15 protein-coding genes are annotated in these 15,844 nt (G+C 70.8%); 1 reads left to right on the top strand and 14 read right to left on the bottom strand.

Annotated features, from left to right (window positions below; all coding sequences use genetic code 11):
- Nucleotides 1-63: 63 nt before the first annotated feature.
- On the top strand, nucleotides 64-1,197 hold the full coding sequence (locus tag ACZ6WN_RS22030) for an acyl-CoA dehydrogenase family protein (protein ID WP_465867601.1): 1,134 nt from the start codon (nucleotides 64-66) through the stop codon (nucleotides 1,195-1,197).
- Nucleotides 1,198-1,259: 62 nt separating this feature from the next.
- On the opposite strand, the gene ACZ6WN_RS22025 is transcribed toward ACZ6WN_RS22030, so the two are convergent.
- From ACZ6WN_RS22025 to ACZ6WN_RS21960, 14 genes are all read right to left on the bottom strand, one after another.
- The gene (locus tag ACZ6WN_RS22025) at nucleotides 1,260-2,684 is read right to left on the bottom strand and encodes an aldehyde dehydrogenase (RefSeq protein ID WP_465867599.1); all 1,425 of its coding nucleotides are present in this window, start codon (nucleotides 2,682-2,684) and stop codon (nucleotides 1,260-1,262) included.
- Nucleotides 2,685-2,698: 14 nt separating this feature from the next.
- On the bottom strand, nucleotides 2,699-3,874 hold the full coding sequence (locus ACZ6WN_RS22020; protein ID WP_465867597.1) for a thiolase C-terminal domain-containing protein: 1,176 nt from the start codon (nucleotides 3,872-3,874) through the stop codon (nucleotides 2,699-2,701).
- On the bottom strand, nucleotides 3,871-4,308 hold the full coding sequence (locus ACZ6WN_RS22015; protein WP_465867595.1) for a Zn-ribbon domain-containing OB-fold protein: 438 nt from the start codon (nucleotides 4,306-4,308) through the stop codon (nucleotides 3,871-3,873). The genes ACZ6WN_RS22020 and ACZ6WN_RS22015 overlap by 4 nt, the downstream gene beginning before the upstream one ends.
- Nucleotides 4,305-4,622: a hypothetical protein gene (locus tag ACZ6WN_RS22010; RefSeq protein ID WP_465867594.1), complete on the bottom strand. Its 318-nt coding sequence runs from the start codon at nucleotides 4,620-4,622 to the stop codon at nucleotides 4,305-4,307. Before ACZ6WN_RS22010 ends, ACZ6WN_RS22015 begins: the two co-directional genes overlap by 4 nt.
- Before the next feature lie 24 nt (nucleotides 4,623-4,646).
- Nucleotides 4,647-6,131: an acetyl-CoA acetyltransferase gene (locus tag ACZ6WN_RS22005; RefSeq protein WP_465867593.1), complete on the bottom strand. Its 1,485-nt coding sequence runs from the start codon at nucleotides 6,129-6,131 to the stop codon at nucleotides 4,647-4,649.
- Nucleotides 6,128-7,801 (bottom strand): FAD-dependent oxidoreductase, encoded by a 1,674-nt coding sequence (locus ACZ6WN_RS22000; protein ID WP_465867591.1) that lies wholly within the window; start codon nucleotides 7,799-7,801, stop codon nucleotides 6,128-6,130. Before ACZ6WN_RS22000 ends, ACZ6WN_RS22005 begins: the two co-directional genes overlap by 4 nt.
- Nucleotides 7,802-7,810: 9 nt before the next feature.
- Complete coding sequence (locus ACZ6WN_RS21995) at nucleotides 7,811-8,929, bottom strand: NDMA-dependent alcohol dehydrogenase (protein WP_357335902.1); 1,119 nt, start codon at nucleotides 8,927-8,929, stop codon at nucleotides 7,811-7,813.
- Between the two features lie 12 nt (nucleotides 8,930-8,941).
- On the bottom strand, nucleotides 8,942-9,331 hold the full coding sequence (locus tag ACZ6WN_RS21990; protein ID WP_357335900.1) for an SCP2 sterol-binding domain-containing protein: 390 nt from the start codon (nucleotides 9,329-9,331) through the stop codon (nucleotides 8,942-8,944).
- A 43-nt stretch (nucleotides 9,332-9,374) separates the two neighbouring features.
- The gene (locus ACZ6WN_RS21985) at nucleotides 9,375-10,592 is read right to left on the bottom strand and encodes a cytochrome P450 (protein WP_465867590.1); all 1,218 of its coding nucleotides are present in this window, start codon (nucleotides 10,590-10,592) and stop codon (nucleotides 9,375-9,377) included.
- A 25-nt stretch (nucleotides 10,593-10,617) separates the two neighbouring features.
- On the bottom strand, nucleotides 10,618-10,830 hold the full coding sequence (locus ACZ6WN_RS21980) for a ferredoxin (RefSeq protein ID WP_465867588.1): 213 nt from the start codon (nucleotides 10,828-10,830) through the stop codon (nucleotides 10,618-10,620).
- A gap of 2 nt (nucleotides 10,831-10,832) precedes the next feature.
- Nucleotides 10,833-12,329 (bottom strand): aldehyde dehydrogenase family protein, encoded by a 1,497-nt coding sequence (locus ACZ6WN_RS21975; RefSeq protein WP_465867586.1) that lies wholly within the window; start codon nucleotides 12,327-12,329, stop codon nucleotides 10,833-10,835.
- A 124-nt stretch (nucleotides 12,330-12,453) separates the two neighbouring features.
- Nucleotides 12,454-13,335 carry a GNAT family N-acetyltransferase gene (locus ACZ6WN_RS21970; protein WP_465867585.1) on the bottom strand — a complete coding sequence of 294 codons (882 nt, stop codon included), beginning with the start codon at nucleotides 13,333-13,335 and terminating at the stop codon, nucleotides 12,454-12,456.
- Nucleotides 13,332-14,531 carry an aromatic ring-hydroxylating oxygenase subunit alpha gene (locus tag ACZ6WN_RS21965; protein ID WP_465867583.1) on the bottom strand — a complete coding sequence of 400 codons (1,200 nt, stop codon included), beginning with the start codon at nucleotides 14,529-14,531 and terminating at the stop codon, nucleotides 13,332-13,334. The genes ACZ6WN_RS21970 and ACZ6WN_RS21965 overlap by 4 nt, the downstream gene beginning before the upstream one ends.
- A 76-nt stretch (nucleotides 14,532-14,607) precedes the next feature.
- Nucleotides 14,608-15,843, bottom strand: a complete 1,236-nt coding sequence (locus ACZ6WN_RS21960; protein WP_465867581.1) for an NAD(P)/FAD-dependent oxidoreductase — start codon at nucleotides 15,841-15,843, stop codon at nucleotides 14,608-14,610.
- Between the last annotated feature and the right edge of the window lies 1 nt (nucleotide 15,844).

The raw sequence follows: 15,844 nt of genomic DNA, 5'->3' as shown, positions 1-15,844 counted from the left end.
TCTGGCGGATGAGCACGTCTTCCAATAACCTACTGGCGATAGGTTTACTGGAAGGGGATGGACATGGAGAGCGACCTGTTCGAGACGGACCACGAGGAGTTCCGGGAGGTGGTCCGGGAGTTCGTCTCCCGTGAGGTCGAGCCGAACCTCGAGCGCTGGGACGAGCAACGTGAGATCGACCGGGAGACCTGGCTGGCCGCGGGCCGGCAGGGGCTTCTCGGTCTGGCCGTGCCGGAGGAGTTCGGTGGGCCGGGTGAGACGGACTACCGCTACCGGATGATCCTGCAGCTCGAGATCGCCCGGGTGGGTGCCAGCTCGCTGCAGTCGGGCTTCTCGACCAACGACGACATCGTGCTGAACTACCTGTTGCGGCATGCGACGCCGGAGCAGGCCAAGCGCTGGCTGCCGGGGTTCGTGACCGGCGAGACGATCGGCGCGATCGCGATGACCGAGCCGGGCGCCGGCAGCGACCTGCGCGGGATCACCACCAGCGCGGTGCCGGACGGCGACGGCTGGCTGATCAACGGCTCCAAGACGTTCATCACCTCCGGCATCCTGGCCGACCTGGTCATCGTCTTCGCGCGCACCGGCGAGTCCTTCAGCCTCTTCGTCGTCGAGGACGGCACCCCCGGGTTCACCCGGGGCCGCAAGCTCGACAAGGTCGGGCTGCGCGCCCAGGACACCGCCGAGCTCTCCTTCGACCAGGTGCACGTGCCCGCGGACAACCTGCTCGGCGAGGTCGGCCAGGGACTGGCGTACCTGAAGCAGAGCCTGCCGCTGGAGCGGCTCGGCATCGCCATCGCCGGGCAGGCCTCGGCCGAGGCCGTGCTCGGCTGGACGGTCGACTACGTCAAGGAGCGGACCGCCTTCGGGCGCCGGATCGCCGACTTCCAGGTGCCCGCGCACAAGCTGGCACACCTGCGCACGGCGATCGAGGTCTCCCGGGCCTACATCGACCGCTGCGTACGCGAGTGGAACGCCGGCAGGCTCTCGCCGGTCGACGCGGCCAAGGCCAAGGCCTGGGCCACCGACCTGCAGCACGAGGTCATCGACGCCGGCGTGCAGCTGCACGGCGGCTACGGCTACATGCTGGAGTATCCGGTCGCGCGGGCGTTCGTCGATGCGCGTGTGCAGCGGATCTACGGCGGCGCGAACGAGATCATGACCGACATCGTCGCCAAGGACCTGCTGCGCTGAAAACCGGCTGGTCGAGCCACCGGATCCCGGCGGCTCGACCAGCAGGACCGGCCCAACAGGACTCAGCGGCGGTAGATCGACTTCGCGACCAGGTACGGCTCCAGCCCCTCGGGACCGAGCTCGCGGCCCAGACCGCTGGAGCGGACGCCGCCGAAGGGCGCGTTGATGTGCAGCTCGTAGTGGTTCACGCCCACGGTGCCGCTGCTGATCCGGCGCGCCAGGGCGAGGCCGTGCTCCTCGTCCGCGCTCCACACGACTCCCCCGAGCCCGTAGTCGGAGTCGTTGGCCAGGCCGATCGCCTCGTCCTCGTCGGCGTACGGCGTGATCACCAGCACCGGCCCGAAGATCTCCTCCTGGGCGATGGCGCAGTCGTTGTCGACGTCGGCGAAGACGGTCGGCTCGACGTACCAGCCCGGGCGGTCGGGGAGGCCGCCGCCGGTGGTGAGGCGAGCGAGGTCGCGGCCCTGCCGGATGTAGTCGGCGACCCGCTGCTGCTGGGCGTGTGAGACGAGCGGGCCGACCTGGGTCGCCCGGTCCAGCGGGTCTCCGACCGTCAACGCGGCCACCGTCGAGGTGACCGCCTCGACCACCTCGGCATAGCGGCTGCGCGGGGCCAAGATCCGGGTGGCGGCGTGGCAGGTCTGGCCGTTGTTGGGAAGGGAGACCTCCAACAGCTTGGCGGCGACCAGCGAGAGGTCGGCGTCCTCGGCGACGAGCGAGACGGACTTTCCGCCCAGCTCGAGCGTGGCCGGGCGCAGCAGCCGGCCGGCGGTCGCGCCGATCACCCGGCCGGCACCGGTCGAACCGGTGAAGGCGACCTTGTCGACGCCGGGGTGCTCGACCAGGTGGGCACCGGCGTCACGGTCACCCGGAAGTACGTTGAGCACGCCCGGAGGCAGCCCGACCTCCGCGGCGGCGTCGGCGAAGACGAAGGCGTCCAGGGCGGTCTCGGGCGCCGGCTTGAGCACCACGGTGCATCCGGCCGCGAGCGCCGGGGCGATCTTCATCACCGCGAGCGGCTGCGGATAGTTCCAGGGCGTCACCGCGGCGACCACGCCGACCGGCTCGCGGATCACCAGGGTGTTTCCGCCGGTCGGGCTGGGCCGGGTCTCCTCGAGGCTCAGCGACGCGGCCAGCTCGGCGTAGTAGCCGGTGATGAAGCCGGGAGCGATGCCGTTGACCACGTGCGAGAGGGAGATCGGCATGCCGTTCTCCCGGGTGACCAGGGCGGCGGTCTCCTTGCGGCGGGCACCGAGCGCGGCGGCGAACGCGCCGAGGATCTTCGCCCTCTCGGCCTGGGTCATCCTGCTCCACGGACCGGACAGGGCAGCCCGCGCCGCGGCGACGGCGGCGTCGACGTCCTCGGCGGTGGCCATCGCGGTGGTGGCGAAGGGCTCGCCCGTGGCGGCCTCGATCACCTCGTAGGTCGTTCCCTTCGCCGGATCGGTCCAGTCTCCGTCGACGAAGAGTCGTGGGCGGTCGTACATCTTGGGCTCCTTGCTCAGAGGGTCTGTTCGCTGCCGAGGAGGACCGAGCTGACCAGCGGTGCCATCGGCCCGCCGATGAAGAGCGAGGTGTCGGCTCGGTCGACCTGGTTGGTCGAGGTCCCGCGGATCTGGCGGACGGCCTCCACGGCCAGGCCCATGCCGTTGACGAACGAGTCGGCGATGTTGCCGCCGGAGGTGTTCACCGGCAGCGAGCCGCCGGGAGCGGTGAGGTTCTCGACGGTCATCACCTCGGCGGCCGCCGGGCCGGGCCGGCAGAGGCCGTGGTCGATGAGGGAGGCGACCGCGGGGCCGCTGAAGTTCTCATAGACCTGGACGACGTCGACCTCGGCCGGCTTCAACCGCGCCTGCGCCCACAGCCGCGAGGCGACGCCGGTCCCGGAGGAGAAGTCGGCGAAGCCCGCCGAGGTGTAGGGCTCGTCGTTCTCGTTCAGCGCCGAGTAGCCGCCCGGCGCCCCTTGCGCGGCCCCCAGGACGTACGCCGCGGGGCGGCCCAGCGCGCGGGCGCGCTCGGCCGAGACCACGATGAGCGCGACCGCGCCATCGTTCTCGCGCGAGCAGTCGAAGAGGTGGAACGGCTCGACGATGAAGGGCGAGGCGTCGTAGCCGGCCTCGTCGAGCGGCTTGCCGTAGCCCGCGGCGCCCGGGTTGTTCTGGGCGTGCCGGTAGGCGGCCAGGACGAGGTTGCGCATCGCCGAGCGGGGCACGCCGTCGTGCTCCAGCATCCGCTGCGTACGCAGGGCGCACACGTGGGCCGGGGTGGCGACACCGTGCGGCAGGTAGTTGTTGTCGAAGTAGTACTTGGCGTAGCCGAGGCGACCGGTCTCGCGCTGGGACATGCCACGGAAGGCGACGACGCACTCGGCCTGGCCGGTGGCGACAGCCGCGGACGCCGCGCCGATGGCGGCCGCGGCGCCGCCTCCTCCCCCGCCCCAGACCATGCTCGACCACCGCAGCTCGCGCACGCCCAGGTCGGCGGCGAGCACGGGCCCGCTGTTGTCGCCTCCGGCGTAGGAGGTGAACCCGTCGATGTCGCGCGGCGAGATGCCCGCGTCGGCGCACGCCTCCAGGATCGCCTGGAGCACGAGCTCGCGCTCGCCGACCGGTGCCTTGCCGCGTGGGTGGTGGATGTCGGCGACCCCCACGATCGCCGTCGTTCCGCGCAAGCTCATCGCCCCTCACCCCCGGCGAGCTGCCAGCGGAGCACCGGCCACTCGGCGTTCGCGGGCTGCTGGATCACGCCCGTGACCCGGTCACCGATCGCCGGACGCGGGTCCTCGCCGAGGAGGATGCCCAGCAGCCGCACCGGGACGTCGTCGAGCTGCACCAGGACCGTGACGTACGGGACCGGGACGTCGAGCTCGCTCATGAACGCGCGGGCGCTGCGTACCCAGGTGTGCACGGTGCCCGCCGGCGCGACCGGAGACCACTCGGTCCGGAAGGACCAGCAGCCGGAGCACATGGCCCGGCCGAGCGCGCGCCACTGGCCGCAGGCGCCGCACCGCGGGAGCAGGAGCCGGTCCTCGCGGAGCCCCTCCCAGAAGGGGCGGTCGCTGTCGTCGGGTGCGGGGCCGGTCGGGAGGATCTCGGTCGCGGCAGCGGTCATGCCTGGCTCGCCGGGTCGAAGTTCTCCAGCGAGTCGGCCTTCCAGGCGCCGTCGACGAGCCCCCAGCCGGAACGCAGGCCGATGGTGCCCTCCGGGGTGGTGTAGACCGCCTCGCCGGTCCCCCGCTCGCCGTCCACGAGGGCGGAGCGGATGTCGGCGGCGTCGACCTGGGCACCCGGGACCTGGACACCTTCGAAGACTCCCGGGACCGAGCCCGGGGCCATGTCGGCGAGCACGGACTTCATGTCGCCGGCGACGACGCCGTCGACGTGCCGGCGGTAGGTCGCCTCGAAGTCGGGGGTGGATGCGTTCATGGGGTTCTCCTCGGGTGACGGGTTTCAGGGAAGGTCGAAGGTGGCGTCGGCCGCGACGTCGAGCTTGGCCCCGGCCAGGTCCTCGGCGGCGAGGCGCTCGGCGATCTCGGGTGCTTCCGAGCGCGCCAGCGTCCGGGCACCTCCGGGCGTACGCAGCGCCGCCATCGCCGTCGCCGGCCGGCCGTCGCGGTCGTGGGCGACGGTCCAGGCCTCCAGCTCGGCCGGCCCGGTGTAGGCCGAGGCCACCGGGGTGGGCGCGACTGCGTCGGCCTCGGCCTGCGCCGAAGCCCGGCGGAACCCGTTCCCGGGGGTGGGCGCGTAGACACCGATGGCGTGCTTGGTCAGGTAGCCGCTGTTGGCGGTGACCAGTCCGGGCCGCTGGGTGCGGCGCACCTCGCGCAGCATCGTGGCGATGGCGTGGGTGCTGTAGTTGTTCCACGGCCCGCCGGCGAAGGTGAGCCCGCCGGTGACGGTCAGCGGGCGGCCGGGGTCGTCGAGCGGCAGCCCGATCGCGTTCGCCGCGACCTGCACCGCCGACGGGAAGCAGGAGTAGAGGTCGACCGGACCCAGGTCGTCGAGGGCGAGGCCGGCGAGGTCCAGGGCTGTCCGCGCGGCAGCCGCGATCGCCGAGGAGGCCTCGAGCCGTGGCCGCGCTGCGATCTGGGCGGTGTCGGAGGCCTCGCTGCCGGAGCGGAGGAAGACCCACCGGTCCTCGGGAACGCCGTAGCGTCGCGCCGCCTCGACCGAGCAGACCAGGACCGAGGCCGCCTGCTCGACGCTGTTGTTGGAGTTCATCAGCTTCGTGTAGGGCGAGGAGATCATCCGGTTGGCCGGCGAGACGGTGGCGATCTCCTCGGCGGTGCAGCGCTGCCGCACCCAGGCGTCGGGGTTGCCGACCGCGACCTCGTTGAACCTCGCCCACAACGCGGCGATGGCGTCGCGGTGCTCGTCGACACCTCGCCCCGAAGCGATCCGGATCGCCTGCTCGAAGAGCGGATAGACGTACGCCGGGCGGTCGAGCCCGGCCGCGACCTCGCTCGGGTCCCTCATGGGCACATCGGAACGGGTCTCGGGAACCGGCACCGACTCGTCCTGCCGGGTCCAGTCCGGGCGATCACCACGGGCCTTGAGCGCCATCCGGGTCCGCCACGCCTCGGCACCGCCGACCAGCACGACGTCGCAGCGCCCGGCGGCGATGTCCTCGGCGGCGTCGTTGACCAGCGCCTGCGGATGGCTGCCGCCGTTGCCGGTGTAGACGGTGTGCCGCACCCAGGCCGCCAGCCGCTGGGCCACGAGCAGGCCCGGGTCGCGGTAGCGCCACGAGAGCATGCCGACGACACGGATCGAGTCGATCCGCTCGACCAGCTCGGCGGCACCCGCGTCCGCAGCGGCGAGCCGGGCCGCCCGGGCGATCATGTCGACCGGCTCCTCGGCCTCGGCAAGGGTCTCCGGCCGCTGGTTGAGCTGCCCGCCGCCGACGAGCACCGGGGTACGTGGGTCCAAACTCATGCACCGGCTCCTGACCGTGCCACGCTGAGCATCTCCTCGATGTCGACCAGCTTCACCCGCGGGCGACGGGCCGCCCGGCCGGCGCCGGTCTCGTAGGTGTCGATCTGCCGCCAGCCCTCGAGCCCGACGTGGCCGGGCAGCCGCGACTCGATGTCGTCGGACGCCTGCTGCGGCACGGGCAGGGTGCCGGCGTCGAAGTCCGCCAGCAGGTGAGCCACGGTCTCCCGGGCGCACTGCTTGTTGGTGCCGATGACCCCGCTCGGGCCACGCTTGATCCAGCCGGTCACGAACAGGCCCGGCACGAACCGGCCCGGCACCGGCTCACCGGCCTCGTGGACGCGGCCGCCGGTGTTGGGCACCACGGCGCGTACCTCGTCGAAGGGGACGCCCGGCACCGCGGACCCGCGGTAGCCGATCGAGCGGAAGACCAGGCCGCAGGCGAGCTCCTCCGTGTCGCCGGTCGGCACCGGGCGGACCACGCCGGACGCATCCGCCTCGAGCCGGTTCGCCTGCAGCCGGATGCCCGCCACCCAGTCGTCGCCGAGGACGGCCTCGGGCGAGGCCAGGAAGCGCAGCACCACCCGCCGGGGCGCGGTCAGGGGCCGGGAACAGAGCTCCTGCAGCAGGCGCTGCTTCTCGGCGGCGGCCGACCCCGGCTCCGCCTCGGCCGCGGCGAGCTCCTCGCTGCGTACGACGACGTCGATCCCGGGCGTCTGGATCAGGCCGAGCAGCTCCTTGGTGGTGAACGCCGCCTCCTGCGGTCCGCGGCGGCCGACCACGACGACCTCACGGATGTTGCTCTCCCGCAGCTGCGCGAGCGCGTGGTCGGCGATGTCGGTGCCCGCGAGCCGCTCGGGGTCAGAGGCGAGGATCCGGGCGACGTCGAGGGCGACGTTGCCGTTGCCCACGACGACGGCACGCTCGCTGGAGAGGTCGAAGGTGCGATGGGCGAAGTCGGGGTGGCCGTTGTACCAGCCGACCAGCTCGGTCGCCGAGTGGCTGCCGGGGAGGTCCTCCCCCGGGATGCCGAGGCGCCTGTCGTCCAGGGCACCGACGGCGACGATCACGGCGTGGTAGCTCGCGCGCAGCTCGTCGACGGTGATGTCCCTGCCCACCTCGGTGTTGAGGAAGAGCCGCAGTCCCTTGCGCTTCAGCGTCCGGGCGAACGCGACCGAGGTCTGCTTGGTGTCCTGGTGGTCGGGTGCGACCCCGAAGCGGACGAGTCCGCCCGGGATCGGCAGCCGTTCGTACATGTCCACGGTGACGTCGAGGCCGCGCCGCGACAGCAGCTCCTCGGCCGCGTACGACGCCGCTGGACCGGATCCCACGATCGCCACCCGAAGCTGCTCCCCGCTCCGCCCGGCCCACGTGGTGGGCCGGGCGGCGACGGGCTCCTGCGCATAGTCACGCCGCCCCTCGCCGTCGAACCAGGAGGCGTTGATCCGTTCGTACGGCTCCTGCTCGGCGGCGAGGTCGTAGTCGGCGCTGATCGCCCCGACCGGGCACGCCTCGACACAGGCACCGCAGTCGATGCACGCATCGGGGTCGATGTAGAGCATCTCGGCGGTGCCATAGTCGGGCTCGTCCGGTGTCGGGTGGATGCAGTTGACCGGACAGACGGGTACGCAGCTGGCATCGTTGCAGCAGGCTCGGGTGACGACGTGGGTCATGTCGGCTCGTCAGGCGGAGTAGTCGATGACACCGCGGAGGTTGATTCCCGCGTGCATATCCTCGTAGCCCTGGTTGATCTCCTCCAGGGCGTAGCGGCGGGTGATGAGCTCCTCGAGCTTGATGTTGCCCTCGCGCCACAGCTCCAGGATGTCCGGCACCGCGCGGGTGGGCTGCATCATCCCGAACAGGGAGCCCTGGATCCGCTTCTGGTACATCGCCAACTCGAACAGGCTGACCGGGATGCCGTACTCGGTGACGTTGCACATGCTGGTGAGCACCACCGTGCCTGCCTTGCGGATCGCCCCGAACGCCTCCGCGACGTGCTCGCCGTTGGCGACACCGACGGTGACGATCGCCGAGGCGGCACCCTGCCCGTTGGTGAGCTGCTGGGCGCGGTCGGTCGCCTGAGCGATGTTGACGAACGCCTCGGTCGCACCGAGCTCGAGCGCCTTCTCGCGGTGGAACTCGACCGGGTCGACGGCGAGGATGTGTGAGGCGCCGGCGAACTTCGCGCCCTGCACCGCATTGATCCCGATGCCGCCGATGCCCATGATCACGACCACGTCACCGGGGCGTACCTGGGCAGCGTTCACCGAGGAGCCCCAGCCGGTCGGGACCCCGCAGCCGACCAGCGCCGCGATCTCGAGCGGGATGTCGTCGTCGATCTTGAGCGCGCCCCACTCGGGCAGGATGGAGTACTCGGAGAACGTCGAGACCAGCGAGCACTGGCCGACGTCCTTGCCGTCGTCGGTGTGCAGGCGGAAGGTGCCGTCGAGCTGGGTGCCCAGCATCATGTAGGCGCCGTTGTCGCACAGGTTCTGCATGCCGCGGGCACACCAGGTGCAGCGGCCGCAGCCGGGGATGAAGGCGGCCACCACGTGGTCGCCGACCTTCAGATCGCGTACGCCCGGACCGACCTTCTCCACGATCCCGGCGCCCTCGTGGCCGCCGGCGAACGGGTAGGCCATCGCTGGGACGTCGCCCTGGGCGTAGTGGTCGTCGGAGTGGCACAGACCCGCGTGCGTGAACCGCACCAGGACCTCGAACTCCTTGGGCTCGTCGACCTCGACCTCGATGACGTCCCACTTGCCGGGGCCGTCGAGAAGAACTGCTGCTCGTGACTTCATCTGCTCAGATCCTCACTCGAAGTCGATCTTGCCCATGGTTTCCTGGATGTACATGAACGCAGGCATGTTCTTGAGCATCTGCGCCATCTTGCCGCGCACGCGCAGCTTGCCCCGGGTCATCGCGACGGTGGGGTTGATGCTGCCGTCGAAGCAGCCCTTCCAGGTGTCGCTCGAGCCGCTGATCAGGAAGTCGGCGTTGTCGAGGTCCTCCTGGGAGGCATCGCGCACGGCGGTCACCTGACCCTTGTCGAAGCTGACGAAGAACTGGCCCTCGAGCGGCGCCTCGTACTTGTAGGCCATGTCGAAGTCGATGTTCTTGCCCTTGTCGGCCCAGACCGGGTCGCTGTTGAGGGCGTCGCCCATCGCCTGGTAGAACTCCACGGTTCCGAACTTGACGGTCATCTTGGTACTCCTTTGTTGGGATGCGAGTTGTCGGTGTGGCGGGTCAGATGGACTCGCCGAGGAAGAGCGGGAGCGAGACCACGCCCTTGACCTGGCTCAGGTGACGCTCCGGCGGGTTGTCGGGGTCGAGGCGGTAGTCCGGGATCCGCCGGTGCAGCTCATCGAAGGCGACGCGCAGCTCGAGCCGCGCCAGGTGCGAGCCGACGCAACGGTGGTTGCCGGCGCCGAAGGCGAGGTGCGGGTTGGGGTCCCGGGTCAGGTCGACCACGTCGGCGTCGGGGTAGACGCTGGTGTCGTGGTTGGCCGCGCCGAACGGGATCAGGATCTTGTCGCCCGCCTTCAGCTGTACGCCGTCGAGGACGTAGTCCTCCTTGACGACCCGGGCGGGGCAGACCGCCGACTCCCAGCGCAGCATCTCCTCGACCGCGGTGGGGACCAGCCCGGGGTCGTCGACGAGCTGCTTGCGTACCTCCGGGTGCTCGGCCAGGTAGATGACCGAGTGTGCCAGCTGGCCCTGCACCGTGTGCAGGCCGCCGATGAGGAAGAGGAACAGGATGTTGAGCACCTCGAACTGGGTCAGCTCGCGGTCCTCGAAGGTGCCGTTGATGAGGATCTGGGTGATGTCCTCGGCGTCGCCGGACTCGGCGCGCTCGTCGATCATCTCGCCGAAGTAGGCGTAGACCTCCATGGCGGCCGCCATCCGCACCTCGGTGGCGCGCTCCTCGCTGGCACCGGGCTCCCCCAGCACGATGGTGTCGGCCCAGTGGTTGAACTGGGCGCTGTCCTCGAGGTTCCAGCCCATCAGCGCCAGGAAGACCCGGCTCGGGAACTCCTTGGCGAACGCCTGGATGAAGTCGACCTGCTTGTTCTCCAGCATCTCGTCGATGAGCTCGTTCGCGATGTCGCGGATCTGCGGCTCCAGCGCGGCCATCCGCTTCGGCGAGAAGAGCGGGTTGATCAGCTTGCGGTAGATCCCGTGGTCGGGCGGGTCCACCTCGATCGGGATCATCGGCCCGTCCTGCCCGATGGTGCCGGGCACGTTGACCGACTCGCTGGAGAAGACCGTCGGGTTCTTGAGAACCTCCTGGATGTCGTCGTACTTCGTCGCGACCCAGTGCCCGCCGTAGTGCTTGCTGTGGGCGACGGGGCACTTGCCGCGCATCTCGGCGTACACGTCGTAGACGGTGTCGGCGATGTCGGGTGAGTGGATGTCGAAGTCGGTCTGGATCTCCGGGCTCTCGGCGTCCTTGAGCTCGCTCATGACGGTCTCTCCTTCTTCCGGGTGGCTAGTGCGTGGCTGCGGAGGACGCGAACGCGATCGCGCGCTCCGGACAGTTGTTGACGGCACGTTCGAGGGCGGCGGCATCGCTGGGCGTCGTGGCCTCGCCGACGACGACGCCGAAGCCTTCGTCATCGGCGTCGAAGACGGCGGGCGCGAGCATGTAGCAGCGGCCGTGGCCCTTGCAGATCGTGCGGTCGATCGATGCCTGGCTGGTCATGCTCACTCCCACTCGCTGCCCACGACGCCGTACGCGCGCAGGTCGATGTCGGTGTCCAACGCCGTGTAGAGGCTGCGGACCTTGGTATAGGACAGGAGGCCGTCGCGGCCGTTCTCCTGGCCGACGCCGCTCATCCCGCGTCCGGCGAGCGGAGTCTTGGTGACGTCGGCCTGGGCGGCGTCGTTGATCCAGGTGAGCCCGCCGCGCATCCGCAGGGCGACCTCGCGGGCCCGCACCAGGTCGGTGCCCCACACCGCCGCGGCGAGGCCGTAGCGGGTGTCGTTGGCGATCCGGATCCCGTCCTCGACGTCGGAGTAGCGGATCACCGAGAGCACCGGCCCGAAGATCTCCTCGTGCGCGGCCGGGTTGTCGTTGTCGAGGTCGACCAGGACGGTCGGGCTGACGTAGTGGCCACCGGCAGGCACTCCCGCGGGGGCCTCGCCACCGACGATCGCCCGGGCGCCGGCCTCCAGTCCGGCGGCGACGAACTTCTCGACCTTGATGCGGGCCGCGTCCGAGATGACCGGACCGACGTCGGTGGTGAACTCGGCCGCGTGGCCGACGTTCAGGACCTTGGCGCGCTGTTCGAGCAGGTCGACGAACTCGTCGTAGCGGGAGTCCGGCACCAGCATCCGGGTCAGCGCGACGCAGGCCTGACCGGCGTGCATCATGCTGGAGAAGAGCATGCCGCGTACGGTCAGCTCGGCGTCGGCGTCGGGCAGCACCAGGCCGGCCGACTTGCCCCCGAGCTCGAGGATGACTTCCTTGGCGGTGGCGGCCGCCGAGGCCATCACCTGGGTGCCGACCGCCGTGCTGCCGGTGAAGCTGACCAGGTCGACGTCGGGGTGGGCGACCAGCGCCTCGCCGGCGATCCGGTCACCGTGGACCAGGTTGATCACGCCGGCCGGGAGGCCGGCCTCCAGGCTGGCGGCGGCGAGGGCCTCGGGACCGATCGGGGTCAGCGGCGAGGGCTTCAGGACGACCGTGTTGCCGGCGAGCAGCGCGGGGGCGACCTTCCAGACGGTCATGAAGAGCGGGAAGTTGTACGGCGTGAACGCCCCGACCACGCCGACCGGCTCGCGGTGCAGCTCCCACTGTCCCAGCGCCGGCCCCGCCTGGAGTGGGAAGGACTCCGGCGTCTCCAGGTAGTGGGCCATCTCGGCGAAGTCGCGCAGGTGGGCGAGGGGCGCACCCACCTGCAGCATCGGCGCGAACCGGGCGGTCGCGCCGGTGTCCATGATGAGCTCCTCGACCAGGGTGTCGAACCGCTTCTCCAGCACACCGGCCAGGCGGCGCAGCGCCTCGGCGCGGTCCGTCACCGACATCCGGGCCCAGGGGCCGTCGAATGCCGTTCGGGCGGCCCGAACCGCGGCGTCGACGGTGGCGGCGTCGGAGTCCGGGACCAGCCCGTAGACCTCGCCCGTGGACGGGTCGTCGGCAGGGATCACGCCCTCGGCGTCGATCCACTCGCCGCCGATCAAGTTCTGGAATGCACGCATCACATGTCCTTCGTTCACTTGCTGCACGAGAGGGCCGGTGTGGCGCCCCTCACAGTCGCAAAACTTATACAATTAGGTTTACGCGGTCAATGCCCTACCCCGCACACGGCGTGGCGACCTGGTCTCAGAGGGGCCTGAGGTAGAGCAGGTCCGACTGGTCGTGCTGGAATCCGAGCCCGCGGGAGGCACCCACGAAGGCCTCGGAGAGGGCGTCGACGTACATCTGGGCGACCCGGGCGCCGTCGGCCTGGACCCGCAGGAGCGCGGTCGTCAGCAGGGCCCGGACGTCGCCGGCAGGCACGCCCGCGGGGTCGAGCGCGATGCATGCCGGCTGTCCCGCGGGATCCTTCGCGTCGACGCCGACGAGGACGCTTCCGGCAGCGGTGGCCAGGCGCGTACGTCCGCGCGCGAGCACCTTCCGCTCGCCGGGCGCGATGCCGGCCAGGTGCCCCTCGACCATCTCCGCCGGCCCGTCGGGGGCAAGCTCGACGGCGGCCCCCACATCGTCGCCGACGAAGGGGCGGGACCCGCCGATGAAGCGCAGGGTCTTGAAGAGCGCGTGGTCGGCGCGCGCGCCGAACCGTCGCGCCATCCGCTCGGCGGCGGGATGGGCGCCGTGCGCCCACGCCCTCAGGCGGCGTACGCCCGCGACGGAGGACCAGCCGGTCGGCTGCTCGTCCAGGAGCTCGGCGAGCAGCGTGGCGATGCCATGGGAACGGAACTCGGGTCGCACCACGAGCTGGACGTCGGCGACCTCCCCCCGCACATCGAGCCGCAGGTACGCCACGACGGGTACGTCCGGCAGCCGGTCGAGCGCGACGCTGCCGCGCTCACCGGGCGGCGCGATCGAGACCAGCAGGTGGCGGACCTCCCCGCGACCCGCCGTGGCCGGGGTGGCCGTCGAGAAGCCGGCCTCGGCGTCGTACTCGACCGCCTCCTCGAGCAGGCTCTCGACGTCCTTCAGCTCGGTGTCGGCCAGCGTCGAGCGCCACGCGTAGGTGATCATGCCTCGCCCGTCCCGTCCGTCTCGGAGGTCTCGGCCAGGAGGCGCTTGAGCAGGCGCCGGAACACCTGGTTGGCGACCTCGTTGCGACCGAGCACCATCGAGCCCGCGTCAGCGCTGCCCATGGCGCTCTGGGAGTCGCGCAGCACCGGGAAGTCCTCGGCATGGAGCACCGCGAGGAGGATCTGCCAGTTCTTCTCCCACAGGTACTCCCAGCGCTCCTGGGTGATGCCGGCCTCGTCGGCGGACGGCACGATCAGGCGCATCTCCATGACCGAGTGCGTCGGCGAGGTCGGGTGCGGGCGGAAGGTGAGCAGCTGGAAGTGGTCGGGCTGCTTGAGCAGGGTGCTGTTCGGCCCGAGGAAGTGGGTCTCGGTGACGTCCTCCACGAGGCTGCGGTCGCCGGGCTCCTCCTCCAGCCAACGGTCGATGCTCTTGCGGGGGGCGATGAAGCGGCAGTGCCGGTCGAAGTCCTCGAAGACCATCACGTTGGTGTGGATGTACTTCGCGGCGGAGTTCGGGTGGGCGTACTGGATGTGGTAGCCGTCGAGGAAGGCGTCCTGCATCACCTTCCAGTTCACCGGCTCCTCGAAGCCCTCGGCCCGGATGCAGCCGAGGCCGTCGAGATCGTAGCCGGCCAGGATCTCGTCCATCTCCGGGCCCAGCCAGGAGGCGACGTCGATCTCCGCGTCGGCATTGTCGACGACCCAGACGAAGCCGTGACGCTCCTCGGCCGGGAGCTCGACGAGGCCGTACTCGGCCTGGTCGAGGTCACCGACGGTCGTGTCCCGCGTGATCGTGCGCAGCGTGCCGTCGATGTCGTAGGACCAGCGGTGGTAGGGACAGGAGAAGAGCCGGCGCTTGCCGCACGGGTCGCCTTCCAGGAGGCCGCCGCGGTGGCGACAGAGGTTGACCAGGGCCTTGACTCCCCCGTCGCGCTGCCGGGTGATGATGATGTTGTTGCGCGGCAGCCGCACGGTCTTGAAGTCGTACGTCTTCGGGATCTCGGACCCGTGGGCGACGATCGTCGGCACCCGGCCGAAGATCAGGTCGCGCTCTCGCGCCGCCAGGTCGGGGTCGGTGAACTCGTGCGCCTCGAACGGCTCGACCTTCTCGAACTGGTCGGTGGTGTCGTTGCGAAGGTGGTCCAGCGCCCGCCTGATCCGCGCCTCGCGGTCGATGCTGACGTCGTCCGTCATGACGCCTCCTCTTAACTAATGTTTTTAGGTATTTCGAGTGATGAGTGTACGCCGCCGGCCGGTCTGGCGCAGCGGGTCAGGTCCGTGCGGTGCCCTCGGGGCGGCGCAGCATCGACTGCCACGAGAGCCGTTCGGTGACGGCCGTGCGCAGCTTCATGAGCGGCCCGGTGCGGTCGAACCCGAAGGCACCGACCAGCTGGCCGTCATAGCGGTACTGGGCGAGGAACGGGTCGGTCGCGCCACCGTTGCCGATGAGCTCGACCTGGTCGGCGGGTTCGCCGAGGAGCTGCAGCTTGTGGCCGTACCACTCCGACCAGAAGTAAGGGGTGATGCTGCACGGGCGCCGGTCGGTGGTGAGCGCGTTGCGGACCACGAACTCGGCCTGCTCGCCGGTCGAGGTCCAGTGCTCCATCCGGGTCGAGCGCCCGTTCCACGGGTTGACCCAGCGAGCGACGTCGCCGACGGCGTAGACGCCGGGAACCGTGCTCTCCAGGTAGGGGGAGCAGGCCACGCCGTCGCTGATCGCGACACCGGAGCCACGCAGCCATCCGGTGGCGGGCTCGACGCCGATGCCCACGATCACCAGGTCGGCGGGCACCGTGGTGCCGTCGCTGAGGGACACCTTCTCCGCCCGGCCGTGGCCGCGGATCTGGCGCACCTTGGTGTGCGTGAGGAGGTCGACGTCGTACTGCCGGTGCAGGTAGGCGAGCCGCTCGGCGACGAGCGAGCCCACCGCGTCCACCAGCGGGAGCTCCCGCGCCTCGACCAGCGTGACCTCGGCCCCGCGGGCCCGGGCGCTGGAGGCGACCTCGCCGCCGATGAACCCGGCCCCGACCACGACCACGCGGGCGCCGGGCTCGAGGGCCTCGCGGATGGCGCGTGCCTGATCGAGCGTACGCAGCGTGGTGACCCCGTCGAGCTGGGCACCGTCGACGTCGAGCGGTCGCGGCTGTGCGCCGACGGCGATCACCAGCGCGTCGTAGTCGATGTCCCACTTGTCGGTGCGGACCCGCCGGTTGCGGGAGTCCAGCGAGAGCGCCTTCGTGCCGGTGTGGAGCGTGACCCCCTGCGCCTCGGGATCGGGCAGGTGCCAGAACGGCGCCGGCTCCTCCTCCCCCAGCCCAGACTCCTTGGCCAGGAACTCCTTGGTGAGCGGCGGGCGGTCGTAGGGTCCGTGCGGCTCCTCGCCGATCACGGTGATCTCGCCGTCGAAGCCGATCCGGCGGGCCTCCTCCACGACGCGGGCGGCCCCCAGGGACGCGCCCACGATGACGAGCCGGCGGATCCCGTCGACCAGCTCGAAGTCGGCCATG

This window comes from Nocardioides sp. NPDC054178 (assembly GCF_055585005.1).
The sequence above is the reverse complement of the archived record's forward strand: the minus strand, read 5'-3'. Positions and strand labels throughout refer to the sequence as shown.